At 60.8% G+C, this 25,285-nt stretch carries 26 protein-coding genes; 14 read left to right on the top strand and 12 right to left on the bottom strand.

The annotated features are described in order from the left end of the window. Window positions 1-19: 19 nt before the first annotated feature. On the bottom strand, window positions 20-1,681 hold the full coding sequence (gene ettA / locus AC07R0_RS14555; protein WP_495074283.1) for an energy-dependent translational throttle protein EttA: 1,662 nt from the start codon (window positions 1,679-1,681) through the stop codon (window positions 20-22). Window positions 1,682-1,927: 246 nt separating this feature from the next. Between ettA and AC07R0_RS14550 the strand changes: the two genes are divergently transcribed. From AC07R0_RS14550 to AC07R0_RS14540, 3 genes are all read left to right on the top strand, one after another. Continuing rightward, window positions 1,928-3,709, top strand: a complete 1,782-nt coding sequence (locus AC07R0_RS14550) for a DEAD/DEAH box helicase (RefSeq protein ID WP_495105342.1) — start codon at window positions 1,928-1,930, stop codon at window positions 3,707-3,709. A 272-nt stretch (window positions 3,710-3,981) separates the two neighbouring features. Then, window positions 3,982-4,389, top strand: a complete 408-nt coding sequence (gene gloA, locus AC07R0_RS14545) for a lactoylglutathione lyase (RefSeq protein WP_495105341.1) — start codon at window positions 3,982-3,984, stop codon at window positions 4,387-4,389. Between the two features lie 89 nt (window positions 4,390-4,478). Continuing rightward, window positions 4,479-5,366 (top strand): caspase family protein, encoded by an 888-nt coding sequence (locus AC07R0_RS14540; RefSeq protein WP_495105340.1) that lies wholly within the window; start codon window positions 4,479-4,481, stop codon window positions 5,364-5,366. A gap of 39 nt (window positions 5,367-5,405) precedes the next feature. Here the strand turns inward: AC07R0_RS14540 and eda are convergent, their stop codons facing one another. The 3 genes from eda to AC07R0_RS14525 all read right to left on the bottom strand — a co-directional run bounded on the left by eda (window position 5,406) and on the right by AC07R0_RS14525 (window position 8,103). Continuing rightward, entirely contained in the window at window positions 5,406-6,068 is a 663-nt protein-coding gene (gene eda / locus AC07R0_RS14535; RefSeq protein ID WP_495105339.1) for a bifunctional 4-hydroxy-2-oxoglutarate aldolase/2-dehydro-3-deoxy-phosphogluconate aldolase, read from the bottom strand. Beyond that, window positions 6,059-7,876, bottom strand: coding sequence for a phosphogluconate dehydratase (gene edd, locus AC07R0_RS14530; protein WP_495105338.1), 1,818 nt, complete (start codon window positions 7,874-7,876; stop codon window positions 6,059-6,061). Before edd ends, eda begins: the two co-directional genes overlap by 10 nt. A 125-nt stretch (window positions 7,877-8,001) precedes the next feature. Then, the gene (locus AC07R0_RS14525; RefSeq protein ID WP_495105337.1) at window positions 8,002-8,103 is read right to left on the bottom strand and encodes a helix-turn-helix domain-containing protein; all 102 of its coding nucleotides are present in this window, start codon (window positions 8,101-8,103) and stop codon (window positions 8,002-8,004) included. A 275-nt stretch (window positions 8,104-8,378) separates the two neighbouring features. On the opposite strand from AC07R0_RS14525, the gene pdxH reads away from it, so the two are divergent. The 4 genes from pdxH (at window position 8,379) to AC07R0_RS14505 (ending at window position 11,452) form a co-directional block, all read left to right on the top strand. After that, window positions 8,379-9,029 carry a pyridoxamine 5'-phosphate oxidase gene (gene pdxH, locus AC07R0_RS14520; protein ID WP_495105336.1) on the top strand — a complete coding sequence of 217 codons (651 nt, stop codon included), beginning with the start codon at window positions 8,379-8,381 and terminating at the stop codon, window positions 9,027-9,029. A gap of 20 nt (window positions 9,030-9,049) precedes the next feature. Then, complete coding sequence (aat, locus tag AC07R0_RS14515) at window positions 9,050-9,823, top strand: leucyl/phenylalanyl-tRNA--protein transferase (RefSeq protein WP_495105335.1); 774 nt, start codon at window positions 9,050-9,052, stop codon at window positions 9,821-9,823. Continuing rightward, window positions 9,820-10,560: an arginyltransferase gene (locus tag AC07R0_RS14510; protein WP_495098187.1), complete on the top strand. Its 741-nt coding sequence runs from the start codon at window positions 9,820-9,822 to the stop codon at window positions 10,558-10,560. The genes aat and AC07R0_RS14510 overlap by 4 nt, the downstream gene beginning before the upstream one ends. 103 nt (window positions 10,561-10,663) lie before the next feature. Beyond that, window positions 10,664-11,452 (top strand): IclR family transcriptional regulator, encoded by a 789-nt coding sequence (locus AC07R0_RS14505; RefSeq protein ID WP_495074294.1) that lies wholly within the window; start codon window positions 10,664-10,666, stop codon window positions 11,450-11,452. Between the two features lie 32 nt (window positions 11,453-11,484). Here the strand turns inward: AC07R0_RS14505 and AC07R0_RS14500 are convergent, their stop codons facing one another. Beyond that, entirely contained in the window at window positions 11,485-12,540 is a 1,056-nt protein-coding gene (locus AC07R0_RS14500; protein WP_495105334.1) for a serine hydrolase, read from the bottom strand. Window positions 12,541-12,835: 295 nt separating this feature from the next. Between AC07R0_RS14500 and AC07R0_RS14495 the strand changes: the two genes are divergently transcribed. Further along, on the top strand, window positions 12,836-13,528 hold the full coding sequence (locus tag AC07R0_RS14495; protein ID WP_495105333.1) for a nucleotide-binding protein: 693 nt from the start codon (window positions 12,836-12,838) through the stop codon (window positions 13,526-13,528). Window positions 13,529-13,609: 81 nt separating this feature from the next. Here the strand turns inward: AC07R0_RS14495 and clpA are convergent, their stop codons facing one another. The 7 genes from clpA to AC07R0_RS14460 form a co-directional block, all read right to left on the bottom strand. Then, entirely contained in the window at window positions 13,610-15,949 is a 2,340-nt protein-coding gene (clpA, locus tag AC07R0_RS14490; protein WP_495074297.1) for an ATP-dependent Clp protease ATP-binding subunit ClpA, read from the bottom strand. 83 nt (window positions 15,950-16,032) lie between these two features. Continuing rightward, on the bottom strand, window positions 16,033-16,392 hold the full coding sequence (gene clpS / locus AC07R0_RS14485) for an ATP-dependent Clp protease adapter ClpS (RefSeq protein ID WP_495074298.1): 360 nt from the start codon (window positions 16,390-16,392) through the stop codon (window positions 16,033-16,035). A gap of 54 nt (window positions 16,393-16,446) precedes the next feature. Next, window positions 16,447-16,953: a DUF3299 domain-containing protein gene (locus AC07R0_RS14480; protein WP_495105332.1), complete on the bottom strand. Its 507-nt coding sequence runs from the start codon at window positions 16,951-16,953 to the stop codon at window positions 16,447-16,449. 35 nt (window positions 16,954-16,988) lie between these two features. After that, window positions 16,989-17,228, bottom strand: a complete 240-nt coding sequence (locus tag AC07R0_RS14475) for a hypothetical protein (protein WP_495074300.1) — start codon at window positions 17,226-17,228, stop codon at window positions 16,989-16,991. Between the two features lie 22 nt (window positions 17,229-17,250). Next, the gene (locus AC07R0_RS14470; protein ID WP_495105331.1) at window positions 17,251-18,453 is read right to left on the bottom strand and encodes an FtsX-like permease family protein; all 1,203 of its coding nucleotides are present in this window, start codon (window positions 18,451-18,453) and stop codon (window positions 17,251-17,253) included. Beyond that, on the bottom strand, window positions 18,450-19,118 hold the full coding sequence (locus AC07R0_RS14465; protein WP_495105359.1) for an ATP-binding cassette domain-containing protein: 669 nt from the start codon (window positions 19,116-19,118) through the stop codon (window positions 18,450-18,452). The genes AC07R0_RS14470 and AC07R0_RS14465 overlap by 4 nt, the downstream gene beginning before the upstream one ends. Continuing rightward, the gene (locus AC07R0_RS14460; RefSeq protein ID WP_495074302.1) at window positions 19,115-19,621 is read right to left on the bottom strand and encodes a Fur family transcriptional regulator; all 507 of its coding nucleotides are present in this window, start codon (window positions 19,619-19,621) and stop codon (window positions 19,115-19,117) included. Before AC07R0_RS14460 ends, AC07R0_RS14465 begins: the two co-directional genes overlap by 4 nt. 126 nt (window positions 19,622-19,747) lie before the next feature. Between AC07R0_RS14460 and AC07R0_RS14455 the strand changes: the two genes are divergently transcribed. The 6 genes from AC07R0_RS14455 to AC07R0_RS14430 all read left to right on the top strand — a co-directional run bounded on the left by AC07R0_RS14455 (window position 19,748) and on the right by AC07R0_RS14430 (window position 25,250). Continuing rightward, complete coding sequence (locus AC07R0_RS14455) at window positions 19,748-19,891, top strand: hypothetical protein (RefSeq protein ID WP_495105330.1); 144 nt, start codon at window positions 19,748-19,750, stop codon at window positions 19,889-19,891. Next, window positions 19,885-20,673 carry a metal ABC transporter ATP-binding protein gene (locus AC07R0_RS14450; RefSeq protein WP_495105329.1) on the top strand — a complete coding sequence of 263 codons (789 nt, stop codon included), beginning with the start codon at window positions 19,885-19,887 and terminating at the stop codon, window positions 20,671-20,673. Before AC07R0_RS14455 ends, AC07R0_RS14450 begins: the two co-directional genes overlap by 7 nt. After that, entirely contained in the window at window positions 20,673-21,563 is an 891-nt protein-coding gene (locus AC07R0_RS14445; RefSeq protein WP_495105358.1) for a metal ABC transporter permease, read from the top strand. The genes AC07R0_RS14450 and AC07R0_RS14445 overlap by 1 nt, the downstream gene beginning before the upstream one ends. 30 nt (window positions 21,564-21,593) lie before the next feature. After that, entirely contained in the window at window positions 21,594-22,493 is a 900-nt protein-coding gene (locus AC07R0_RS14440; RefSeq protein WP_495105328.1) for a metal ABC transporter substrate-binding protein, read from the top strand. A 117-nt stretch (window positions 22,494-22,610) separates the two neighbouring features. After that, entirely contained in the window at window positions 22,611-24,752 is a 2,142-nt protein-coding gene (locus tag AC07R0_RS14435) for a TonB-dependent receptor plug domain-containing protein (protein WP_495105327.1), read from the top strand. After that, on the top strand, window positions 24,753-25,250 hold the full coding sequence (locus AC07R0_RS14430) for a TlpA family protein disulfide reductase (RefSeq protein ID WP_495105326.1): 498 nt from the start codon (window positions 24,753-24,755) through the stop codon (window positions 25,248-25,250). Window positions 25,251-25,285: the final 35 nt, after the last annotated feature.

The following is a 25,285-nucleotide window of genomic DNA, read 5'->3' as shown; positions in this document are numbered from 1 at the left end:
GTGTCATGTTGGGCAGACCTTACTTCAGTGCCTTGTAACGCATACGCTTGGGCTTGGCACCCTCCTCGCCCAGGCGCTTCTTCTTGTCGGCTTCGTACTCTTGGTAGTTGCCGTCGAAGAAGGTCCACTGGCTGTCGCCTTCGGCGGCCAGGATGTGGGTGGCAATACGGTCCAGGAACCAGCGGTCATGGGAGATGACCAGCATGGTGCCGGCGAATTCCAACAGTGCATCTTCCAGCGCGCGCAAGGTTTCCACGTCCAAGTCGTTCGACGGTTCATCCAGCATCAGCACGTTGCCACCGGCAATCAGGGTCTTGGCCAGGTGCAAACGACCACGCTCACCACCGGACAACATACCGACCTTCTTCTGCTGGTCTGCACCGTTAAAGTTGAAGCGGCCGCAGTAGGCGCGGCTGGCCATCTGGAACTTGCCTACGTTCAGGATGTCGAGTCCGCCGGACACGTCTTCCCAGACGGTTTTTTCGTTCGACAAATCATCACGATGCTGGTCGACGAAAGCCATCTTCACGGTGGAGCCGATCACCACTTCACCCGAATCCGGCTTCTCCTTGCCCGCGATCAGTTTGAACAGCGTCGACTTGCCGGCACCGTTGGGACCGATGATGCCGACGATGGCGCCCGCAGGGATGTTGAAGCTCAGGTTGTCGATGAGCACGCGGTCGCCAAAGGACTTGGTGACGTTCTTGAACTCGATCACCTGGCTACCCAGGCGGTCAGCCACGGGGATGAAGATTTCGTTGGTTTCGTTGCGCTTTTGGTATTCGAAGTCGCTCAGTTCTTCGAAGCGGGCCAGGCGGGCCTTGCTCTTGGCTTGGCGGGCTTTGGGGTTCTGGCGCGACCACTCCAATTCCTTCTTCAAGGCCTTGGCTCGGGCTTCTTCGCCCTTCTGTTCGGCTTCCAGGCGTGCGCCCTTCTGCGTCAGCCAGTCCGAGTAATTGCCCTTGTAGGGAATGCCGGAGCCACGGTCCAGTTCCAGAATCCATTCGGCGGCGTTGTCCAAGAAGTAGCGGTCATGGGTAATGGCCACTACGGTGCCGGAATAGCGCTGCAGGAACTGCTCCAGCCAGTCCACCGATTCGGCATCCAAGTGGTTGGTCGGCTCGTCGAGCAGCAGCATGTCGGGCTTGCTTAAGAGCAAACGGCACAGCGCAACGCGGCGCTTTTCACCACCTGAAAGCACGCCGATGTTGGCGTCCCAGGGTGGTAGGCGGAGCGCGTCGGCGGCGATTTCCAGTTGGTGTTCGGAGTCGGTGCCGGCGGTGGCGATGATGGCCTCCAGCTCGGCCTGTTCGGCGGCCAGGGCGTCAAAGTCGGCGTCTTCTTCGCCGTAGGCGGTATAGACCTCTTCCAGACGGGCCTTGGCGGCGAACACCTTGCCCATGCCGGCTTCGACGCTTTCGCGCACGGTCTGGGTCGGGTCCAACTGGGGTTCTTGCGGCAGATAGCCGATGTTCAGGCCGGCCATAGGGATGGCTTCGCCTTCAATTTCCTTGTCCAGGCCAGCCATGATCTTCAGCAAGGTGGACTTGCCGGAGCCGTTGGTACCCAGCACGCCGATCTTGGCGCCGGGAAAGAAACTGAGGGAAATGTCTTTAAGAATGTGGCGCTTGGGCGGCACGATCTTGCCGACGCGGTTCATGGAAAAAACGTATTGAGCCATCTGTTTTGAAGGTCTGGTTAGTGCAAAAAAATCTGCCGAAACTAGTCGGGCGAACCCTGATTATCCCAGCATGCGACAATCTACCTGTTGCGGCATTCCAATTGGCTGCAACGCCAGCACTTCGCTGGGGGCCAAAACGACTTGTTTTGCGTCCATTTTTAAAAAATGTCTGCCTTTGATTGGTGCCCGTGTTGACTGTACGGGCGATAGGCCAGGCTTCCAAGCGCCCAGGACGGGCGCAACAAAATGAACTTTGAAGAACTGAATCTGGCCCCGGCCATTCTGAAGGCCGTGCAAGAGCAAGGCTACACCGAGCCCACCCCCATTCAAGCGCAGGCCATTCCGGTCGTCTTGGCTGGGCACGATCTGCTGGGCGGCGCGCAAACCGGTACCGGCAAAACCGCAGCGTTCACCCTGCCCCTGCTGCAGCGCCTGACCGAAAGCGCTCCCGCGCAAAACAAATTCGGCGGCAAGGGTATTCGCGCCCTGGTGCTGACCCCCACCCGTGAACTCGCCGCCCAAGTCGAGGAGTCGGTACAAACCTATGGCAAATACCTGGAACTGACTTCCACCGTCGTCTTTGGTGGCGTGGGCATGAACCCGCAAATCACCAAGGTCAAAAAGGGCGTAGACATTCTGGTCGCCACCCCTGGCCGCCTGTTGGACTTGATGCAGCAAGGCATGCTGGACCTGGGCCAGGTGCAGATCCTGGTGCTGGACGAAGCCGATCGTATGCTCGACATGGGCTTCATCCACGACGTGAAGAAGGTGCTGGCCGCCGTGCCCAAGGACAAGCAAAGCCTGCTGTTCTCCGCCACCTTCAGCGATGAAATCCGCGACTTGGCAGCCACCCTGCTGAAGAACCCGCAAAGCGTGCAGGTCACGCCCCGCAACACCACCGTGCAGCGCATCACCCAGGTGATCCACCCGGTCGGTCGCGGCAAGAAAAAGGCCCTGCTGGCCCACATCATCCAGGAACACAAGTGGAGCCAGGTGCTGGTGTTCACCCGCACCAAGTTCGGCGCCAACAATGTGGCCGAATTCCTGGAAAAGAATGGCATCACCGCCATGGCGCTGCATGGTAACAAGAGCCAGTCGGCGCGTACCCAAGCCTTGCAAGGCTTCAAGAGCGGCGATGTACGCGCCCTGGTAGCTACCGATATCGCAGCACGCGGTATCGACATCGATGACCTGCCGCACGTGGTGAACTACGAAATCCCGAACGTCTGCGAAGACTATGTGCATCGCATCGGCCGTACCGGCCGCGCGGGTGCCGAAGGCGCTGCGGTGAATCTGGTGTGCCTGGACGAAGAAGGCTTCATGCAAGACATCGAGCGCTTCACCAAGCAAGAAATTGCGGTGCAAGTCATCGAAGGCTTCATGCCCGAGCCCGGCGAACGTGCCGAACCCATCGCCATGGGCCGCCAGACCATCTGGGGCGGCGCTGGCAAACCACCCAGCCGTGACGTGATGCAAGCCGCAGCCAAGGCTGCACGAACCGAAATGCTGCAACGCGTGCGTGAGAACAAGGCTTCGCAAGGCGACAGTGGCCAGCGCGCTGGCAATGGCGGTGGCCGCAACGGACCGCGCGGTGGCCCACGCAGTGCGCCGCAAGGCGACGGCATGGCGCCTCCCCGTCCACAAGGTGCACGTCCGCCCCAAGGTGGTCGGGGCCCGCGTCCCGGTGGTAGCAACAGCGGCGCACGCTCCGGCGGTTACAGCGGCGGTGGCGGTTATGGCGGCGGCTACGGTGGTGGCGCACAGCCTGACCACACCCGCTCAGCATCCATGGGCGGCCAAGCGCCTGCGCCCCGCGCAACCCAGGGCGGTCAACCCGACCCCATGCGCACCAGCGTAGACAGCATGTTAGACCGTGGCCGCCGCGGCGGCTTTGGTGGTGGCAACCGTAATGGAGGCGGTGGTGGAGGCTATGGCGGCGGCAACGGCGGTGGTTATGGTGGCGGTCGCGGCAACGGTGGTGGCTCCCGGGGCCCCGGCGGCGGTTCGCGCGGCCCTTTCGGCCGTTAAGCCGGTAATTTCCAAGTAGATTTTGGGCTCTAGCGCAGATTGCACCAGCGGCAAGCGCTATAAAAGATAGAGCGGATGAGATCTGCTCCTAAAGGCGCATGCTCCAGGGCATGCGCCTTTTTTATTTGCTATTATTTTTGCAGCTACTTGCGCAGATGCTACCTGCGCCAGAGCTTGTTTTTTCATAAAAAATCTATACCCCGTATAGCGACCATTAAATAACAAGCCGGTAGTATTTGCGCCCTACCCTTTTTCCACCACAAGGCCCCACGATGAGACTCCTCCACACCATGCTGCGCGTTGGCGATTTGCAGCGCTCCGTCCAGTTCTATACCCAAGTGTTGGGCATGCAACTGCTGCGTACGTCCGAGAACACCGAATACAAATACTCGCTGGCGTTCGTGGGCTACGGAAGCAACCCCGACCATGCCGAGATCGAGCTGACCTACAACCACGGCGTCAGCAGCTATGAGCCCGGTACAGCGTTCGGCCACATTGCCCTGGGCGTACCCGATGCCTACGCGGCCTGCGCCAAGATCAAGGCGGCCGGCGGCAATGTGACGCGGGAAGCCGGCCCGGTCAAAGGCGGCAGCACCGTGATTGCCTTTGTGACCGACCCCGATGGCTACAAGATCGAACTAATCCAACGTGCGGAACACGCCGACGGTACCGGTCTGTAACAGCGCCAGCCCCCCGCCCTGCGTCGCCGCTTGACAGTTGAAGACAAGCGGACGGAATATGCCCCTCCAACTACTACCCGGGGGACACCATGGCCAGCCCAAAAACCACCACACCCGCAGCGGCCAAAGCGCTGTCGCTGCACATCGGTCTGAATGCCGTCAGTGGCTCTGCCTATTCGGGCTGGACCGGACCGCTGGCGGCGTGCGAGTTTGATGCCAACGACATGGCGGCCATCGCCAAGTCCAAAGGCATGAAGTCCACCGTCTTGCTGACCAGGCATGGCACGCGCGCCAAAGCCCTGGCGGCAATTCGCAACGCTGCCAAGAGCCTGCGTGCCGGCGACCTGTTCTTCCTTACCTACTCGGGCCACGGTGGCCAGGTGCCCGACGCCAATGGTGACGAAGCCGACAAACAGGACGAAACCTGGTGTCTGTATGACGGGCAGCTGATCGACGACGAGCTGTATTTCGAGCTCAGCCAGTTCGCTGCGGGCGTGCGCATTTTGGTGCTGTCCGACAGCTGCCACAGCGGCTCCGTCACCCGGGCCATGCCAACCGGACCGCGAGAACGCGCCATGCCCACGGCCGTAGCGATGCGTGTCTACCGCGACCACCAGGCCTTCTATGACAAGTTGCAAACAGAGGTAACCAAGGCCGCCGGCACGGCAGCGATCGACCCGGACACTGCGCTGGCCCAGGTTGCGGCCAGCAGCCGCCTGACGGCCATCGTGAAGAAATTCAAGCCCTCGGTGCTATTGATTTCCGGCTGCCAAGACAACCAAACTTCGATGGATGGCGACCACAACGGCGCATTCACCGAACAGGTATTGAAGGTCTGGAACCAGGGTGGTTTCGTCGGCAACTACGGCCAGTTCCATGCCCGCGTAAAAGCGAATATGCCCCGCACACAGTCACCTAACCTGTTCACGCTCGGCATAGCGGGCAGGTTCCTGGCGCAAACGCCGTTTTCAGTCTGAAAAAAAGCGCCTCGGGAGGCGCTTTATTGATTCTCTGGTTTAGGCCATTTTTTTCTTCAAAGCTGCCGTGTCCAGACACAGCTGGGTGATGCGACCCCAGTCGCCAGCCTTCATGGCATCTGTCGGTACGATCCACGAGCCGCCGACGCACACTACGTTGGGCAGAGCCAGAAAGTCCGGCGCGTTCTGCAAGGTAACGCCACCCGTGGGGCAGAACTTCACGTCAAAAAATGGACCACTCCAGGCCTTCAGCATGGCCGGGCCGCCCGCTTGCATGGCAGGGAAAAACTTCAGCTCGGTAAAGCCGTCTTCCTGCGCCATCATGACCTCGCTACCAGTGGCCACACCAGGCAACAGTGCCAAGCCCAGATCGCGGCAAGCCTGGCCGACCGCGCGGGTGTAGCCCGGGCTGACGCCAAACAAGGCGCCTGCCTTGACCGCTGCTGCCGCATCCGCCGCACTGCGGATGGTGCCCGCACCGATCACTGCTTCAGGGACTTCCTTGGCGATGCGCTCTATACATTCCAGCGCCTGCGGTGTGCGCAACGTGACTTCCAACATACGGATGCCGCCCGCCACCAGGGCGCGCGCCAGCGGCACGGCATGGGCGACGTCGTTCAGCACGATCACCGGGATCACCGGCGCGTCTTCCATGACCTGGCGCGCCGTCCAGCGGCCGTTTGCGTTCTTGTTTACATCCATGTGAGAGCTCCTTGTTCTGCAGTCAGGGCATTGCGACGCATGCCCGAAAATAATTCACGGCCCATGCCCAGGCCATTGGCCACGCGCAAGGCTTCAGGCATGGTGGCCAATGGCCGCGCAGCCCATTCATCATCCGGCACCAGGGCCTGCAGGGTGCCAGCAATCGCATCCAGGCGCACCACGTCGCCATCCAGCAACTTGGCCAGCGGGCCACCGGCCAGCGCCTCGGGAGAGACGTGGATGGCCGAGGGCACTTTGCCCGATGCGCCACTCATGCGGCCATCGGTCACCAGCGCCACCCGGTAGCCTTTACCTTGCAGCACGGCCAGCGGTGGCGTCAGTTTGTGCAACTCTGGCATACCGTTCGCCTTCGGGCCTTGCCAGCGCACCACACAAATCACGTCCCGGTTTAGTTCTCCGGCATTGAAGGCCACATGAAGTGCCTCTTGCGAATCAAACAGGCGCACCGGCGCTTCGATGACATAGCGGTCTTCCGGCACGGCGGATGCCTTGATGACGCTGCGCCCCAAGTTGCCCTGCAACAGCTTCAACCCACCTGTTGCACTGAACGGCGCACTGGCTGGGCGCACGATGCTGGTGTCCTTGGACGGCCCCGTAGGTTCCCACTGCAGGCTGTCACCGGCCAGTACCGGCACGCCTGTGTATTCACGGATACCACCAGCGCGCACCGTCAACACGTCTTCATGCATGAAACCGGCATCCAGCAACTCGCGGATGATGAAGCCGGGGCCGCCTGCGGCCTGGAACTGGTTCACGTCGGCACTGCCGTTGGGATACACATGCGAGAGCGTGGGCACCACATCAGACAATGCGCTGAAGTCGTCCCAGTCAATCACAATGCCGGCTGAAGCGGCTACCGCGACCCAGTGAATCAAATGGTTGGTGGATCCGCCGGTGGCCACCAAAGCTACCATGGCATTAACGATGCAGCGCTCGTCCACCACCTTGCCAATGGGGGCGAAGCGTTTGGATTTGACGGCACTCAGCACAGTACGGGTCGATTCGCGGGTCAGTTCATCACGCAGTGCACCACCGGGGGCCACAAAAGCCGTGCCGGGTACATGCAGACCCATGGCTTCCAGCAGCATCTGGTTGCTGTTAGCGGTACCGTAGAAAGTGCAGGTGCCGGGCGCATGGTAGGCGGCAGATTCCGCCTCAAGCAGCTCGGCACGGCCAACCAGGCCTTGGGCCGCCTGCTCGCGCACCTTGGATTTGGCGCTGTTGGACAGGCCGGACGGCATCGGCCCCGCAGGCACAAAAACCATGGGCAAATGGCCAAACTGAAGCGCGCCAATCAGTAGGCCTGGCACGATCTTGTCGCACACACCCAGCATCAGGGCGGCATCGAACATATCGTGGCTGAGAGCGACCGCAGTAGCCATGGCAATGACATCCCGGCTGAACAGGCTCAACTCCATTCCCGGCGTGCCCTGCGTCACGCCATCGCACATAGCGGGCACGCCGCCAGCGACCTGGGCCGTGGCGCCATGCAGGCGGGCTTCGGCCTTGACCAACTCCGGGTATGTGAGCAGCGGGCTGTGGGCCGACAACATATCGTTGTAAGCGGTCACGATGCCGATGTTCAGCGCTTTTTCGGCAACCACCTTGAACTTGTCATTGTTCGGCATGCCGGCAAATGCATGGGCCACGTTGGCGCAGCCCATGCGTTCGGCACCGGGCTTGCGCTGTGCAGCGGCCTCAAGGCGTTCCAGATACGCGCTGCGACTAGGCCCGCTGCGTGCGCGAATGCGGTCTGTGACCGCGCTGACGGTGGGGTGGAGTTTCATGTTTTTTGGTAACAAAATTACAACCCCCATGGTACCCCTTAACTGCAATTTTGTACCGCCCCGCAGTTACCAGTGGGTTACGAACGCCCCAGGGCAAACCCTTGGCCGCAGCCTCACCACAGGCCTTATTTGGAGCCCAATTTGCGGTACAGCGTATTGCGGCTGACGCCCAGTTGGCGCGCCGCCTGGGACACATTGCCGTCGCATTGCTGCAGCACTCGCACCATTCAGAAAACACTCAAAATTGGGCGACCTCAGCCTAGTTTAATTTGAGGGGCGAAACCCTTAAAGGGCTAGGCAAAGCGTCCGGGAAACAGGGAGATGCCCAAGATGATGCTGGATCACTACCAACAGACCAAGAACCTGCTTGTGAGCTATAGCCCCAAGAAGCTGGGCGCCCCTACCTGCAGTAGTCCCATCGCCGCTGCAGGGTCTGAAATTAAGCCGCCCAGGGATGGCCATGGCGGCTTATCAGGCTTGGTTCGGCGGCACAATCCAAGCCATGAGCCTAACTACTACCCAGCTTGCCGATCTGCGTAAAAGCTACGAACGCGCAGAACTCAATGAAGAGGCATCTCACGCAGACCCGCTACAGCAATTCGAACAGTGGCTGAACGAGGCTGTAGACGCCCAGGTACCCGAACCCAATGCCATGACCCTGGCTACGGTGGCACACAATTTGCGGCCATCGACCCGTATCGTGCTGATCAAAGGGTTTGATGCCCGTGGCATCGTTTGGTACACCAATTACGAAAGCCGTAAGGGCCAAGAACTGGCGGGCAACCCCTATGCGTCCCTGCAATTCCACTGGGTGGAGCTGGAGCGTGTAGTGCGTATAGAAGGTGTAGTGGAAAAGGTCAGCGATGCAGAAAGCGACGCTTATTTCCAAAGTCGCCCGCTGGATTCCCGGTTGGGTGCATGGGCATCCCCCCAATCACAGGTGATTTCTAGCCGCAGTACCCTGGTGGCCAATGCCGCCAAGTGTGGCGCGCAGTTTCTTTTGAACCCGCCGCGCCCTCCCCATTGGGGCGGCTACCGCTTGCAGGCCGATCGCTGGGAGTTCTGGCAAGGACGCAAGAGCCGGCTACATGACCGCCTTCGCTATACATTAGATAGCAACATCCGCTGGATTCGCGAGCGCTTGGCGCCTTAAATATCTATAAGTCTGCAGGCATGTCATCCTCGCGCCCGCCTCCGGTCAAACCTATTCCCTGGCTCTTGCCGGGAGAACCCTTTCCACCTGTAACACAGGCCTGGGGTCCAACCGATCCTGCCCCTGGCCTATTGGCTGCGGGCGGCGCGCTGGATGTAGACAGTCTGCAGCGCGCCTATCGACAAGGTATTTTTCCCTGGTTCAGCACGGGCCAGCCCATCCTGTGGTGGAGTACCGATCCGCGCATGGTCTTGCATACCCAGGAGTTTCGCCTGCACCGTTCGCTGCGCAAGACTCTGGCACGCTTCGTCCGGACTCCGGGCTGCGAGATCCGCATAGACCATGCCTTTGCAGACGTCATCCGGGCCTGCTCAGGCAGCGCACGGCCAGGACAAACGGGCACCTGGATCGTGGCCGACGTCATGCAGGCATATATAGAGCTGCACCAAGCCGGCTACGCACACAGCATAGAGACCTGGATAGACGGAGAGCTCGCTGGCGGCTTGTATTGCGTGGCTCTGGGCCAGGCTGTCTTTGGCGAATCCATGTTCACCCGCATGCCCAACGCGTCCAAGATCGCTCTGGCCGCCCTGGTATGCTTTTGCCGTGCCCACGGCATCCCACTGATCGATTGCCAACAGAACACGGCCCACCTGGCGTCCATGGGTGCGCGCGAAATCCCCAGGGCAGACTTTTGCACGCAGATCGTGCGCAACGCAAGCCAAGCTGCACCGCACTGGCAATTCGACCCCGTATACTGGGATGCACTGCTTGCTTCTAAGCCCGGCCCGTGACAAACCTCCATGAATTGCCGCTGCAAACCCTGCAGTTTTATGCCACGGCACCCTATCCCTGCAGCTATCTGTCGGACCGGCAGGCACGGTCCCAGGTGGCAACCCCCAGCCATTTGATCCAAACGGAAACCTATTCGGAGCTGGTACGCATGGGTTTTCGCCGCAGCGGCCTGTTCACCTACCGCCCCTATTGCGACGGTTGCCAGTCTTGCATGCCATTACGCGTGTTGGCCCATAGTTTTAAACCCGATCGCAGCCAAAAGCGCGCCTTGGCCCAGCACGGCTCGCTGCAATCACGCGTGTTGGAATTAGGCTTTGTACGTGAGCATTACGAGCTGTATCTGCGTTACCAAAATGGCCGCCACGCGGGCGGCGGCATGGACCAGGACAGCATTGACCAGTACACGCAATTTTTGCTGCAAAGCCGGGTTAGTTCGCGTTTGGTCGAATTCAGGGAATTAGCCGCAGACGGATCGGCCAGCCGACTCAAGATGGTGTCTATTTTGGATGTGCTGGACGACGGCTTGTCCGCCGTGTATACCTTTTACGAACCTGAGCAGCACACGAGCTACGGCACCTATAACGTTCTATGGCAGATCGAACAAGCGCGGCAGCTGGGTTTGGACTACGTATATCTGGGCTATTGGATTGCGCAGAGCCCCAAGATGCTCTACAAGTCCCGGTTTGCACCCCATGAAATCCTGAAAGATGGTGTCTGGACCGCTGTGGCAAGCTAGCCCAGCACATCTTTAGCGGGCTTCATCAACGATGAGTTGATTTCATATTGTGCAACCGCACATTTCATAAGGTAAGATCCAGTATCTCTTAATGGGAGCTGCAATGAAGCCATCAGAACCCAGTGCACCCGCCACTCCGACCGTCCAAGTCATCGAGCGCATGTTTGCGCTGATCGATGTTCTGGCGTCCCGTGAAGATGCCATGTCGCTCAAGGAAATCAGCGAAAGAACGGGTCTGCACCCCTCCACCACCCACCGTATCCTGAATGATTTGGCAACCGGCCGCTTTGTAGACCGGCCAGAGCCTGGCAGTTACCGCCTGGGTATGCGCTTGCTGGAGCTGGGCAACTTGGTCAAAGGTCGTTTGAACGTACGCGACGCCGCCCTGGTCCCCATGCGCGAGTTGCACCGACTTACCCAGCAGCCCGTGAACCTGAGCCTGCGCCAAGGTGACGAAATTGTTTACGTCGAACGGGCGTACAGCGAGCGCTCGGGCATGCAGGTTGTGCGCGCCATTGGCGGGCGGGCCCCATTGCATCTCACCTCGGTAGGCAAGTTGTTTCTGGCCATGGATGAACCACAGCGCGTACGCGCTTACGCCATGCGTACGGGCCTCAGCGGTCAGACAAAAAACAGCCTGACCGATATCCACATGCTGGAGCGTGATTTGGCCAAAACCCGGCAGTACGGCATCGCACGCGACAACGAGGAGCTGGAATTGGGGGTGCGCTGTATCGCCGTCGGCATTTACGACGACCAAAGCAAGCTGGTGGCAGGCCTGTCAATCTCTGCTCCAGCGGACCGCCTCGACGAAGGATGGTTGCCAAAATTACAAAATACGGCAAATGAAATATCCGCCGCCTTGGGTTACAAGACGGCGGATATCAACTAAGCAGCAAAGCAACTGCTGCGGACGAGATGCACTCAGCCCGCAGTCTTGACTACAGGGTTGGATTCCACCCAGTGACGCACGCGTTCTGCGTCGGCAATGCGGCTCAGTTTGCCGGCAGAGTCCAAAAACACCATGATCAGTTTGCGTCCAGCAATCTTGGCTTGCATCACCAGGCACTGACCGGCCTCCGAGATGTAACCAGTCTTTTGTAGGCCAATGTCCCAATCCGGGCTTTTCACCAAACGGTTGGTGTTATTGAACTGCAGCGTTCTGCGGCCAATGTCAACTTGATAACCAGGAGAAGTGGAGAGCTCGCGCAGAGTGGGTTCGTTGTAAGCAGCATTCACCAGCGTGGCTAGATCACGGGCGCTGGATTGGTTGTTGCTAGACAACCCCGTAGGTTCAACGTAGCGGGTGTCCTTCATGCCCAGCATCTTAGCTTTGGCATTCATCAGGGAAACAAAGGTAGCCAAGCCGCCTGGATAGGTGCGCCCCAACGCATGGGCAGCACGGTTTTCGCTGGACATCAAGGCCAGGTGCAATAATTCGCCTCGGCTCAAAGTGGTGCCTACGGTCAGCCTGGAGCGGCTCCATTTTTCGGTGTCCACATCATCTTGGCTTATTGTGATGTCCTCGTCCATCGGCAGATTGGCTTCGTTAATTACCACACCCGTCATCAGCTTGGTCAAGGATGCGATTGGCAAAACCGCCTGGTCATTCTTGCTGAAAAGAACTTCGCGCGTGTCTTGGTCAATCACCAGAGCGACACTGGATTTGAGTGCCAAGGCATCTGGGGCACCGTGCAAACCCGCCAATTCACCAAAGGACTGCTTGGCAGGAATGATGGCTGCTACAGGCCGTGCCACCTTCTTGGTAGCGACCAAGGTTTTGGATACACGTGCACTGCGGCTGGTTTTCACCACCACCGCACTGCGCTTGGACTTGGTTGTTACGGCTTGAACCTTCTCAACACTCACTTTTTTACGCTGCGCGGCATGCGCCGGGGCACTTGCCATGAGCGCGGAACAGGTAATAACAGAAACAATATGTAGCAGGCGGTTCAAAACGGGGCTTTCAGGGAGTGGCATGAGTTCATCTCCGGTTCAGAAACGATCCAGAAGGAGTGTATCCAAATCAAAAACTTCACACAAGATCAAAGACTTAGCGAATATATTTAAGGTGATATTTTTGGCCTGAACTTTACACAAGGTCTACCAGGGAAAGACAAACCATAGAGCCCGCAGCGCCGTCATATACAGCTGGAAAATGTACGGACTGCAATAGCGTGTAATAACGTTTTGCGCATGGTTCTTGCTGACAAGACAAAGCACAAAAGTTGTAAAACTTGCCTCGTAGAATCAAACAAACAACCCAGGGAAATCAATGAGCTCTATCAATTTTATTGGCGGTGAAAAAGGTGGCGTAGGCAAATCGGTCACAGCGCGCGTGCTCGCACAATATTTCCTGGATGCCGGCCTGGCATTCACGGGGTTTGACACCGACCGCTCGCACAACTCGTTTACCCGCTTTTATCCCGACTTTGCTTCCCCCGTCTTGGTTGACAGCTTTGAAGGACTGGACCGGATCGCTGAGGCTTTTGAGGCCAACCCCCACCAAAACGTCATCGTAGACTTGGCGGCGCAGACAGCCGCGCCTCTGGCGCGTTGGATCAAAGACTCAGATTTGTTTGAGGTACTCGCTGATCTGAACATAGCCGTTAACTTTTGGCACGTTATCGATGAAGGCAAGGATTCGGTCAGCTTGCTGACGGAACTGATGCAGAACTTTGGCAGCGCACCCACCTACATCATTGTGATGAACCACGGACGGGGTTCGGATTTTTCGCTCATGCGCGCCTCCAGCGCCATGGACGAAGCACTGAAGCTAGGCGCCCGCGTCATCGAACTGCCCGCACTACAAGACGCTTGCATGCGCAAGATCGACCGCCAGAACGCCAGTTTCTGGAGTGCAGTACACGAACGTAGCGAAACCGATGGCCTGGGTATTCTGGAACGCCAGCGCGTCAAAACCTGGTTGAAAAAGACTTACACGGCACTGGAGGGCTTGCCGCTGTAAGGCATCAACCAACACGAGCAGCACCAAATAAAAAGGGGCGGTACCCAAGAGTACCGCCCCTTTTTTGTTCTGCTGGTCAGCTCAACCCGCTGTTGCCTCTTCCGACTCAGGCTTGGCTCGGCCTTCCTTCTTAGGCAAAGGCTGGATGTCCAGCTCCACCTCACCGGACTCCACGCCTTTTTCGTCCTTGGTGATCTTCATGTCCACCGTCAGGCGACCACCATCAATCAAGCGGCCAAACAACAATTCGTCCGCCAAAGCGCGGCGAATCGTGTCTTGGATCAGGCGCTGCATCGGACGGGCGCCCATCAACGGGTCGAAGCCCTTCTTGCCCAGATATTTACGCAGAGTGTCGGTAAACGTTACGTCCACCTTCTTCTCGGCCAACTGGGTTTCCAGTTGCAGCAGGAACTTGTCCACCACACGCAGAATGATGGTTTCATCCAGCGCCTTGAAGCTCACGGTGGCATCCAGACGGTTGCGGAACTCCGGTGTGAACAGGCGCTTGATATCGGCCATTTCGTCACCCGATTCACGCGGGTTGGTGAAGCCAATGGTCGCCTTGTTCATGGTCTCGGCACCCGCATTCGTCGTCATGATGATGATGACATTGCGGAAGTCGGCCTTGCGTCCGTTGTTGTCGGTCAGCGTACCGTGGTCCATGACCTGCAGCAGCACATTGAAAATGTCCGGGTGGGCCTTTTCAATTTCGTCCAGCAGCAGCACGCAGTGCGGCTTCTTGGTAACGGCCTCGGTCAGCAAGCCACCTTGGTCGAAACCGACATAGCCTGGAGGCGCACCAATCAGGCGGCTAACCGCATGGCGCTCCATGTATTCAGACATGTCGAAGCGGATCAGCTCGATGCCCATGATGTAGGCCAGTTGCTTCGCCGCTTCGGTCTTGCCCACGCCCGTGGGACCGCTGAACAGGAAAGAGCCGATCGGCTTGTCGCCTTTGCCCAGACCCGAACGCGCCATCTTCACAGCGGATGCCAGCACGTCCAGCGCCTTGTCCTGGCCAAACACCACGCTCTTCAAGTCGCGTTCCAGCGTCTTGAGTTTGCCGCGGTCGTCGTTCGAGACATTCGCGGGCGGAATACGGGCAATCTTGGCCACGATCTCTTCCACCTCGGCCTTGGTAATGGTCTTTTTGCGCTTGCTGGTCGGCAGGATGCGCTGGGCGGCGCCGGCTTCGTCGATCACGTCAATTGCCTTATCGGGCAGATGGCGGTCGTTGATGTACTTGGCGCTCAACTCGGCAGCGGCCTGCAGAGCAGCCAGGGCGTACTTGACGCCATGGTGTTCTTCAAAGCGCGACTTCAAACCCTTGAGAATTTCCACCGTCTCCTGAACAGACGGCTCCACCACGTCCACCTTTTGGAAGCGGCGTGACAGCGCAGCGTCTTTTTCGAAGATGCCACGGTATTCGGTAAAGGTGGTGGCGCCAATGCACTTCAGCTGGCCGCTGGACAGCGCCGGTTTCAGCAGATTGGAGGCATCCAGCGTGCCGCCCGAGGCTGCACCGGCGCCGATCAAGGTGTGGATTTCATCAATAAACAGGATCGCGTTGGGCTTGTCCTTCAAGGACTTGAGCACACCTTTCAGGCGCTGCTCGAAGTCACCGCGGTACTTGGTGCCCGCCAACAGGGCGCCCATGTCCAGCGAATAGACCTGCGCCTCGGCCAGGATTTCCGGCACGTCTTTTTGCGTTATGCGCCATGCCAGCCCCTCGGCGATGGCGGTCTTGCCCACGCCGGCTTCACCCACCAGCAGCGGGTTGTTCTTGCGGCGGCGGCACAGGATCTGGATGGTGCGCTCGACCTCGTACTCGCGGCCAATCAGCGGGTCGATCTTGCCCTCTTTGGCCATCTGGTTCAGGTTCTGGGTGAACTGCTCCAGTGGGGAGGCTTTTTCATTCTTCTCGCCGCCGCCCTCTTCGCCTTCAGCCTGGCTGTCGGCGGCCTTCAAGGGCTCGGGGGGATCACTCTTCTTGATACCGTGGGCGATGAAGTTCACCACGTCCAGACGCGTCACGCCTTGCTGGTGCAGGTAGTAGACGGCGTGAGAATCTTTTTCGCCAAAGATGGCGACCAGCACGTTGGCGCCGGTCACTTCCTTCTTACCGCTGCCGGTAGACTGCACGTGCATGATGGCGCGCTGGATCACACGCTGGAAGCCCAGCGTGGGCTGGGTATCCACATCGTCGGTGCCGGCGACCTGGGGTGTGTTGTCCTTGATGAAGTTGCTCAGCGACTTGCGCAAATCGTCAATATTTGCGGAGCAGGCACGCAGAACTTCGGCCGCGCTGGGGTTGTCCAGCAAAGCCAGCAGCAGGTGCTCAACCGTAATAAATTCGTGGCGTTGCTGGCGCGCTTCCACGAAAGCCATGTGCAAACTGACTTCCAATTCTTGGGCAATCATGTGAATTCCTTTTTTGCCTTGCTGTTACAACACTCTGATGACGCACTCTACTTGGGATGCAATTTGACTTATTCAAGCAGCCGTTATTCCAACGGCTCGCTGACACACTGTAGCGGGTGTCCAGACTGTTTGGCGGCTTCCAGAACCTGGTCTACCTTGGTGGCTGCCACGTCCTTGGAATACACGCCGCACACGGCTTTTCCATCCAGATGGATCTTGAGCATGATCTGGGTGGCGGTTTCGCGGTCTTTGTTGAAAAACTCTTGGATTACCACCACCACGAACTCCATGGGGGTGTAATCGTCATTGAGCAGCAGCACCTGGTACATGTGCGGCGGCTTGATCTTTTCGGTGCGACGCTCAAGCACGACCGAATCGCCGTCGTCGGATTTCGACGGCTGGTTCACGGGCGGCGGTGGCTTTTTGGGAATTTTGGTGGCCATGCTGTCATTCTATAGACGCATTCACACCGTTACCGGCAGAGGTGAATTAGGAGGCTACTTCACCGCGTTTGCGTCCACCATACGGTAATACAAACCGTAGGGATCATCGTTCAGAACGGCAAAACGCCCTTCCACAACCACGGGTTCCATGCTGTATTTCACGGGAGTCTTGGTTTTTATTTCGACCATGCTCTCTGGCCCACCTGGCAGGCAGAAGGCGCAGGTCAGAGGCACCGAGGTCAGCAGGAAATGTTTTTGCTTCTCGCCCGGCTCCAACGGCATCATGAAGCCCTGCACGCGCTGCACCTTCTGGTGCAAGGCGAGCTGGGGCAGGCCGAAATTGGGCAGGATGCGGTTTTTCTCGGCCCGGGTCTTCACGGCGGTCAGCACCGACCAGGGCACCACGTCTGCACGCTCCTGCAGCGGTGCAAACGGGCTGTTGGGGCTGTGGTAGCCGGGGCCAGAGCCGGCCGGCAGGTCGATGGAGCCCAGAGGCGGTGTCTGCGCCAGCGCGGAGCCCAGCGTGAAGGCACTCAGCAGGGAGATGGCGGCGAGTTTCATGGCGTGCTCCGGTGGCTTCTCTGTGAATTGCAAGTTTAATGCTCGTGCTTCATGCCGCAGAATTTGCCAATGGCAATGCCCTTGCAGGCAGCTTGCAATTCCTTGAAGCACACGTCTTCGCCCTTGCCAGCTTCGCGGCATTGCGCGGCAGCTTCATGTGCCGCCGCCATGGCGCGGTGGCGGGCAATGTCTTCCTTGGCCTGGCTCATGTCTTCGGCGGCAAAGGCGCTGGCAGTCAGCAGGGACAGCAGCAAGGCGGTGGCGGTTTTGGTCATGGCAAAGCTCCGATTCAAAAATTTAACGGCTGTTCAATAAGGTAGTGACATCCAGCCGGTAGGCTTCCAGCGCCGGCAAGGCTGCGGCCAAGGTGGCCACCACGCCGCCCAGCAGTGGCACCCACCATTCGGACGGCAACCAGATCCAGCCAGTCAACGGCAGCGAGCGTTCGGCCTGCAGCCAGTTGCCCACCAGTTGGGCCAGCAGATGGCCGCCCAGCAGACCCAAAGCCGTGGCCATGGCGGCCAGCAGCAGCGCCTCACACAGCACCAGGCCGGCCACCTTGTAGGGTGACGCGCCCAGCATGCGTAGCATGGCCAGGTCGGCGCGGCGCTCGCGCACGGCGTTCCACAGGGCGATGAAAACGCTCAGGCCGGCGGTCAGCAGCAGCACGGCGCCGAAGCCGCGCAGCACGTCGGTACCCACACCCACCATACGCAGCAGGCGGGTGATTTCTACCGCCGGCGCGGCGGCCTGCATCTCGGTTGCGGTGTTGATGTAGCGCGGGAAGGTCACGGCGGCCAGTGGGCTTTTGTAGGTGATCAGCGCCAGCGTGATCTCGCGCTCGGCTTCCATGATCTTCTGGTCCTCGTCGTCCACGGCGGTGGCTTTTTCATGCACCTTCCAGACCGATTCGGTGGCCGTCAGCACCAGCCGGTCCAGCACGCAGCCGCAGGGGGCGAGTACGCCGGTCACCAAGTACGGAAAGTCGCCGTGGATATGGCCACCGCCGCCCAGACCGTGCGAGCCGTAGAACTTATTGCCCATCGCCAAACCGGTGTTCTGCGCCACCTGGGCGCCCACCACGGCCTGCATGGGCTGGGTCCACATGCTGCCGGTGGCCAGCTTGGCGTCGTAATGCTCGGCGTAGGCGGTGGTGGTGCCGACAATGCGGAAACCCCGAAAGGTGTCGCCCAGGCTGATGGGGATCAGCTTGGCCACGCGCTTGTCTTTTTCCAGCTCTTGCACGGCGGTGAGCGGGATATTGCCCGGTGGCACGTCGATATGGAACACGCCGGCCAGTATCAGCTGCATGGGGCTGCCCTTGGCCCCGACCACCGCGTCTATGCCAGCCAGGTCGCGGTCAAAAGCGCGGTCCATTTGCTCGCTGGTTAGCCATACAAAGGTGATGGACGCCAGGCCCAGCGCCAGCAGCAGCAGGTTGAGGGACGCTGCTAAAGGACGCGACCACAGGTATTTGAAGGATATTGCTACTATTTTCATAGCTTCTCGCGCAGCTTATCCGTGCGTTGCAGGCCAATTTGGCATGTAACTGCATGGGGTAAAGCGGCTGCCACCCGCGCGTCGTGCGTGGCGATGACCAAGGTGGCCTGGCAACGGGCGGCACTGCTTTGCAGCAAGGCCAGGGCCGCTTGGGCCGCATCTTCGTCCAGGCTGGCGGTGGGCTCGTCGGCCAGTATCACCTTGGGCTGCAGCAGCACGGCCCGGGCCAGGGCCACACGCTGGGCCTGGCCGCCGGACAGCTGGCTGGGTTTGCGCTGGGCCAGCCCGGCCAGGCCCAGCACGTCCAGCGTGGATTGCACTGCCTGCGGGTCGTCGACCACGCCGGCTGCCCACTGCGCCATGGCCAGGTTGCCGCGCACGGTCAGCGCCTCACTCAAATGCAAACGCTGGGGTAAAAAGCCGATGGCGCCCGCCCGCCATGCGTCGGTAGCTAGCTTTTGAATAGCATTCAGGTTCTGCCCGGCGATCTCAATGTGGCCACCGCTGGCCCGCAGCAGGCCAGCCGCCAGTGCCAGCCAAGTGGATTTACCCGCGCCAGACGGTCCTTTAAGCAGCAGCGTGCCGCCCTGGGCCACATCGATATCGGGGAAAACGAGTTCGCTACCTTTGCCGTACCGGTAGGCCAGGCCCGCCGTACGGATCACGCGCTGGCCCCGGCGGCGCAGTCTATGCATACGCCGCGCACGGCAAAGTCCATGCTCATGTCCTGGTAGCCCAGGGCCTGCAGGGCCGCAATGGCGGACTGGGCGGCACGCTCCAGGTCGCTGGCATTGGCTTTCAGGGCGCCGGCCAGCGGGCTGTCGCGGTGGCAGCTTTGGCATTCGAAATGGGGGATGGCGTGCACGCTGGCCGGCATGGCCTGGTAGCGGCGCACGCGGTTGGCGTCGACACGGCAAAGCAGCAGGCCGACCTGGGTCAGTCGGTCGATCAGGCGGTACAGGGTCACACGGTCGAGGCTTACGGGGTCCTGTGCCTCGCTGCTGTCGCTGGCCAGGGCCGCCTGCAGCTGCGCATGGGTGTAGCTGGTGTCCGGGTGGGCCAGCAGCCAGCCCAGCACCAGGCGCGCGGCACTGGTGCGGCGCAGGCCGTGGGCCGACAACAGCGCGTCAATCGGGTCGGCAGCAGTGGGGGGCAACGAGGAAGCCATGGCGTGGTGCTTTGTAAATCTTGACGAAAAATTTAATAACGCAACAAAGTTGCATTATATTAACCGCAATCAGGTTGCATTATTACCGCAACCGGGTGGCTTTATGCCATCTCATTATGTAAAGCCATGTTCACCTTATTCCTACAAAAACTCTTCCAGCGCAGTGTGCTGGCCTGGCCCGCCTGGTTGCGGGTACTGACTCTGTTGCCCGTGGTGGCGCTGCTATGGCTGGCCGTGGACTGGGCCAATATGGATGTGGCGCCATGGTGAATGACCTCACGTTGTACAACCTGACGGTCAGCTACCGCCAACACCCTGCCCTGCACCACATCAGCGGTCAGTTTGCTCCGGGCTCGCTGACAGCCGTGGTGGGACCGAATGGTTCGGGCAAAAGCACGCTGCTGAAAAGCATCATGGGCCTGTTGCCCTTGGGCGGTGGCCGGGTGGACCTGGCCGTGCCGCGCCAGCGCATTGCCTACCTGCCACAGCTGGCCGAGATAGACCGCGGCTTTCCCATGGATGTGCGTGACTGCGTGCTGCTGGGCTGCTGGCCGCGCCAGGGCGCCTGGGGCGGTGTAGATGCGGCGCAACTGGCCCGCGCCGATACCGCCCTGCAGGCCGTGGGGCTGGGCGACTTTGGCCGGCGGTCCATCGGCTCCTTGTCCAGTGGGCAACTACAACGCGTGTTGTTTGCCCGCATGGTGGTGCAAGACGCGGATCTGATCCTGCTGGACGAGCCTTTCAACGCCATGGACAGCAAAACCACCGCTGCCCTACTGGGCCTGATCCGCCAATGGCACGGCCAGCAGCGCACGGTGATTGCCGTGCTGCACGACGACGCGCAGGTGCGCGAGCATTTTCCGCAGACCCTGCTGCTGGCACGCGAACTGGTGGCCTGGGGGCCAACCGCGCAGGTGATGACCGAGGCCAACCTGCGCCGCGCCCGCGCCATGGCCGAGGCCTGGGATGAGACCGCCGAAGTCTGCTCCATCGACAACTTGGACCAGGTACAAGCCATGCGCGCACCATCCGCCCAGAAAGTACCCGCATGATGGACCTGCTGCACAGCCTGTGGGACATCGCTTTGGCCCCGTTCGCCGACTTCGCCTTCATGCGCCGCGCGCTGGTGGCCACGCTGGCCCTGTCGCTCAGCGCAGCGCCGCTGGGCGTGTTTTTGACACTGCGCCGCATGAGCCTGCTGGGCGATGCGCTCAGCCACGCCATCCTGCCCGGCGTGGCCATCGGCTTCATGCTCTGCGGCCTGTCGCTGACGGCCATGGCCCTGGGCGGCGTCGTCGCCGGCATGCTGGTGGCGGCGCTGGCCGGCTGGATCAGCCGCGCCACCGCGCTGAAAGAAGACGCCAGCCTGGCCGCCATCTACCTGGTGTCGCTGGCGCTGGGCGTCACCTTGATATCGCGCCACGGCACGCAGTTGGATCTGCTGCACATCCTATTCGGCAGCGCCCTGGGGGTGGACGGGCCGGGCCTGCAGCTGGTGGCGTCGGTGGCCAGCGTCAGTGTGCTGGCCCTGGCGGCGGCCTACCGCGGCCTGGTGCTGGAGAGTTTCGACCCGGTATTCCTCAGCGCTGCCGGCAAGCGCAGCTGGGGTACCTGGGTATGGCAGCAGGGCTTTTTGATGCTGGTGGTCATCAACCTGGTGGCTGGCTTCCAGACCCTGGGCACGCTGATGGCCGTCGGCCTGATGATGATCCCAGCCGTGTCGGCCCGGCTCTGGCACGACACCCTGCCCGCCCAGTTGGTCAACGCCAGCCTGCAAGCCATGCTGGCCGGCGTGGCTGGGTTGCTGCTGTCCTACCACTTTGACAAGCCCTCCGGCCCAACCATCATCGGGTGCGCCGGGGCTTTGTACGCGGCTTCGCTGCTGCTGTCGCCCGGCGGCTGGCTGCAACGTAACTGGGTACGCACGCATCGCGTGGCTTAACTGCTTTTCCACTCCACCCTGTCTATCTCTATGCACAACATCGTCCGCAAACTGCTCGTCCCCCTGGCCGCCGCCGTGCTCAGCACCACCGGCTATGCCGCCGACAAAATCCCCGTGGTCGCCAGCTTCAGCATCCTGGGCGACCTGGTGCGCGTGGTGGGCGGCGACCGTGTGAACGTCAGCATCCTGGTCGGCCCGAACGAAGACGCGCACGAGTTCGAACCCAAGCCGGCGGACGCGAAAAGCATCGTCCAGTCCAAGCTCTTCGTGGTCAACGGCCTGGGCTTTGAGCACTGGGCGCAGAAGCTGGCCAAGTCGGCCAACTACAAGGGCGTCACCGTGGTCGCATCGACCGGCGTGAAGGCCCGCACCATGGCTTCTGAGGACGGCAAGGGCGTGGAAACCGACCCCCACGCCTGGCAAAACCCTGAAAACGTGGTGCTATATGTGCGCAATATCGCCACCGGCCTGGCCAAGCTCGACCCCGAAGGCGCCGCCAGCTACAAGGCCCATAGCGAAGCCTATGTGAAAGAGCTGCAAACGCTGGACAGCTGGGCCAAAGAGCAGTTCGCCAGCCTGCCCAAAGAGAAGCGCAAGGTGATTACCTCGCACGATGCGTTTGGCTACTTTGCCGCGCACTACGGTATCCGCTTCCTGGCGCCGCAGGGCATCTCCACCGACGCGGAACCCAGCGCCAAGCAAGTCGCCCAGCTGATCAAGCAGATCCAGCGCGAAAAGATCAACGCCGTGTTCCTGGAAAACATGAGCAACCCCAAGCTGCTGGAGCAAATCAGCAAAGACGCCGGCGCCACCGTGGGCGCCAGCCTGTATGCCGACGCCCTGTCCGTCCCCGGCCAGCCCGGCGCAACCTACCTGGAAATGGCCCGCTACAACGTCAGCGCCCTGCTGGCAGGCATGCAGAAGAACTGAACAGCATTGCTATTGATTAGATAGCTACCAGCGCAGGTATTACCTGCGCTAGAACCCGAAAAATCTTGTAGACATCCCCGAGCCCGCCGCCGGGGCTGGACAACCCACGCCCATACCATGCCACAGCAGCAACTCACTTTGACACCCCTGGCGGCCAGCATCCTTGCCCTGGCCGCTCATGGCGCCCACGCCCAGGACGCCGCACCCAAGTCACTCACCCCCGTGGTGGTGAACGCCAACCCAACCGTCACCCAGCCCGGCTCGCTGCGCAGCGATATCGTCAAGACCGAAAGCATCAACGCCAAAGAAATCGCCAAGACCGGCGCCACCAACCTCACCGAGTTGATGGCGCACCGGCCCGGCGTGGACGTGCAGGTGGAATGCTCAGTCTGCAATGTGCGCAACATCACGCTAAACAACCTGCCCGGCCGCTACACCACGCTGATGCTGGACGGTGTACCCATCTTCTCGTCCGTCTCCAATGCCTACGGCCTGGACATGGTGGGCGTGAACGGGCTGGAGCGGGTGGACATCTCGCGCGGCGCGGGCACCAGCCTGGTCGCCCCCGAATCGCTGGCCGGCACGGTCAACCTGGTCACCCGGCGGCCCCACAAAGACGAAGGCGAGCTGGACCTGAGCGCGGGCAGCTACGGCATGCGCCGCGCCACGGCCTATGCCGCCAAAGCCTTTGACGGTGGCGCCATCACCTTCAACGCCACCCAGCAGCAACACGACAGCGTGGACGGCGTAGGCACCGGCGTGTCGCAATACACCGGCTACCACCGCACGCTGGGCGGCCTGGGCCTGTTTCTGGACGATGTGGGCGGCTTCAAGCTGAAGGCGCGCTTCGACTCCATCGAAGAAAAGCGTATGGGCGGCCCGCTGGGCGACGACTATGACGGCGTGCGCGCCGACACATCCGGCAATCCGTTCGATTTCAGCAAGGGGCCACACGCCTCGCCGGTAGCGAACAGCTGGGTCAACCCGTCGGACGGCAGCACTATGCCGGCCTATGACGACGGCCGCTTTGGCCTGGCGCAAATCATCTTCACCCACCGTGACCAGTTCGTCAGTACCGCCGAGCGCGACTTTGGCGACACCAAGCTGCGCTTTGCCTTTGGCTATGCCGAGCACAAACAGGACTCCTGGTACGGCGGCGATGCCGACTACTTTGGCAAGCAAAAGCAGTACTACCTGGAGAGCAGCCTGCAGTCCTGGGTCGGCGCCACGCTGCTGACCGGCGGCATCAACTACCGCTATGAAGACCTGCACAGCCTGTCGGTCAGCGAAGACCCGTCCACCCCCACCTTCGGCATTCCGCGCAGCGATGCGGACACCTATACCTACCGCACGCCGGGCGTATTCCTGCAGGGCTACCGCACGTTTTTTGACGACGACCTGGAGGTGACTGGTAGCCTGCGCTATGACCGAAATAACGTATACGGCGGCATCACCACGCCGCGCCTGGACATGCTGTGGCACCACACGGACAGCATCTCCAGCCGGTTGGCGCTGGGCCAGGGCTTCCGCCTGCCGACCTCATTTTTCGAGCTGGAGCACGCCATCCTGTCGGCGCCTGCGGTGGACCGCTCGCAGGCCAAGGCCGAGAAGTCGAACAACATCTCCTACGCCTGGAATATCGAGACCGACCGCAACTCCTTCACCGCCTCGGTCAACCACACGCGCATCAACAACCTGGCGCTGTTCGTGGACGACACAGCCAACTCCGGAGCATTCCTACTGCAGCCGGCCAAGAGCGGCTACACGGTGAACAACATGGATGTGGTGGGCACCTGGCAGGCCACGCCGGCCGACAAGCTCAGCGCAGGCTTCGAGCGCTACCAGTACAAGTTCAACACCACAGACTTCCAGGGCAGCCTGTTCGCCCGGCCCGACTACCGCGCCACCTTTGGCCTGGACCACGACGCAGGCGGCTGGAACTTCAATCTGCGCGCCACCTACACCGGCCCGCAGGACCTAGCCAAGTTCTACGACTATGCCGACACCCCGCGCTTCAACCTGGACGGCACACCCAAGCCCGACAAAAGCCCCGGCTTCTGGCTGGTGGATGCGCGCACCTCCTACCAATGGAACAAAAACGTCTCCACCTATCTGGGCGTGAACAACGTCTTCAACTACCAGCAGGCCAAGAAGGACAGCTTTCTGTGGCTGGACCAGAACGGCAATATCGACGTGACCCACATCTGGGGCCCGAACATAGGCCGCAGCATTACGGCGGGCGTGAAGCTCACGTTCTGAATGCAGCCACGCTCCACTTTGTCCAGGCGGCAACTGCTGGGCCAGGCCGCCTGTGTGCTGGCTAGCCCGGCCCTGGCCGCGCCCGCCGCCTGGGACTTCACCCTGCCCACGCTGGAAGGCGACCGCTTTGTGCAGCTATCCCAGCTGCGCGGGCCGGTGCTGGTCAACTTCTGGGGCCGCGACTGCCCGCCCTGCGTGGCCGAGCTGCCGCGCCTGCAGGCCTTTGCAAAAAACCAAGCCGGCTGGACCCTGCTGCTGGTAGCCACCGATGCGCCGCAACTAGCCCAGCAGTTCCTGCTGCAGCGCGGCATAGTCGGGCTGACCGTGTTGCGCGCCAGTGCCAACCCCGCAGCGCTGATGCGCGGCGCCGGCAACCGCAGCGGCGCCCTGCCCTTTAGCGTGGCACTGCGCGACGGGCGCATCTGCCAGGCGCATAGCGGCGAGCTGACCGATGCCGATCTGCAGACGCTGCTTACGGCCTGCGCCGGCCTGGCTTAGAAATCCGTGCCTGGCGCAGATATTCAGGCGCTTTG

This window comes from Rhodoferax sp. GW821-FHT07F03 (genome assembly GCF_059418745.1).
Note: the sequence above shows the minus strand (reverse complement) of the source record. Positions and strands in the feature narration are given on the sequence as shown.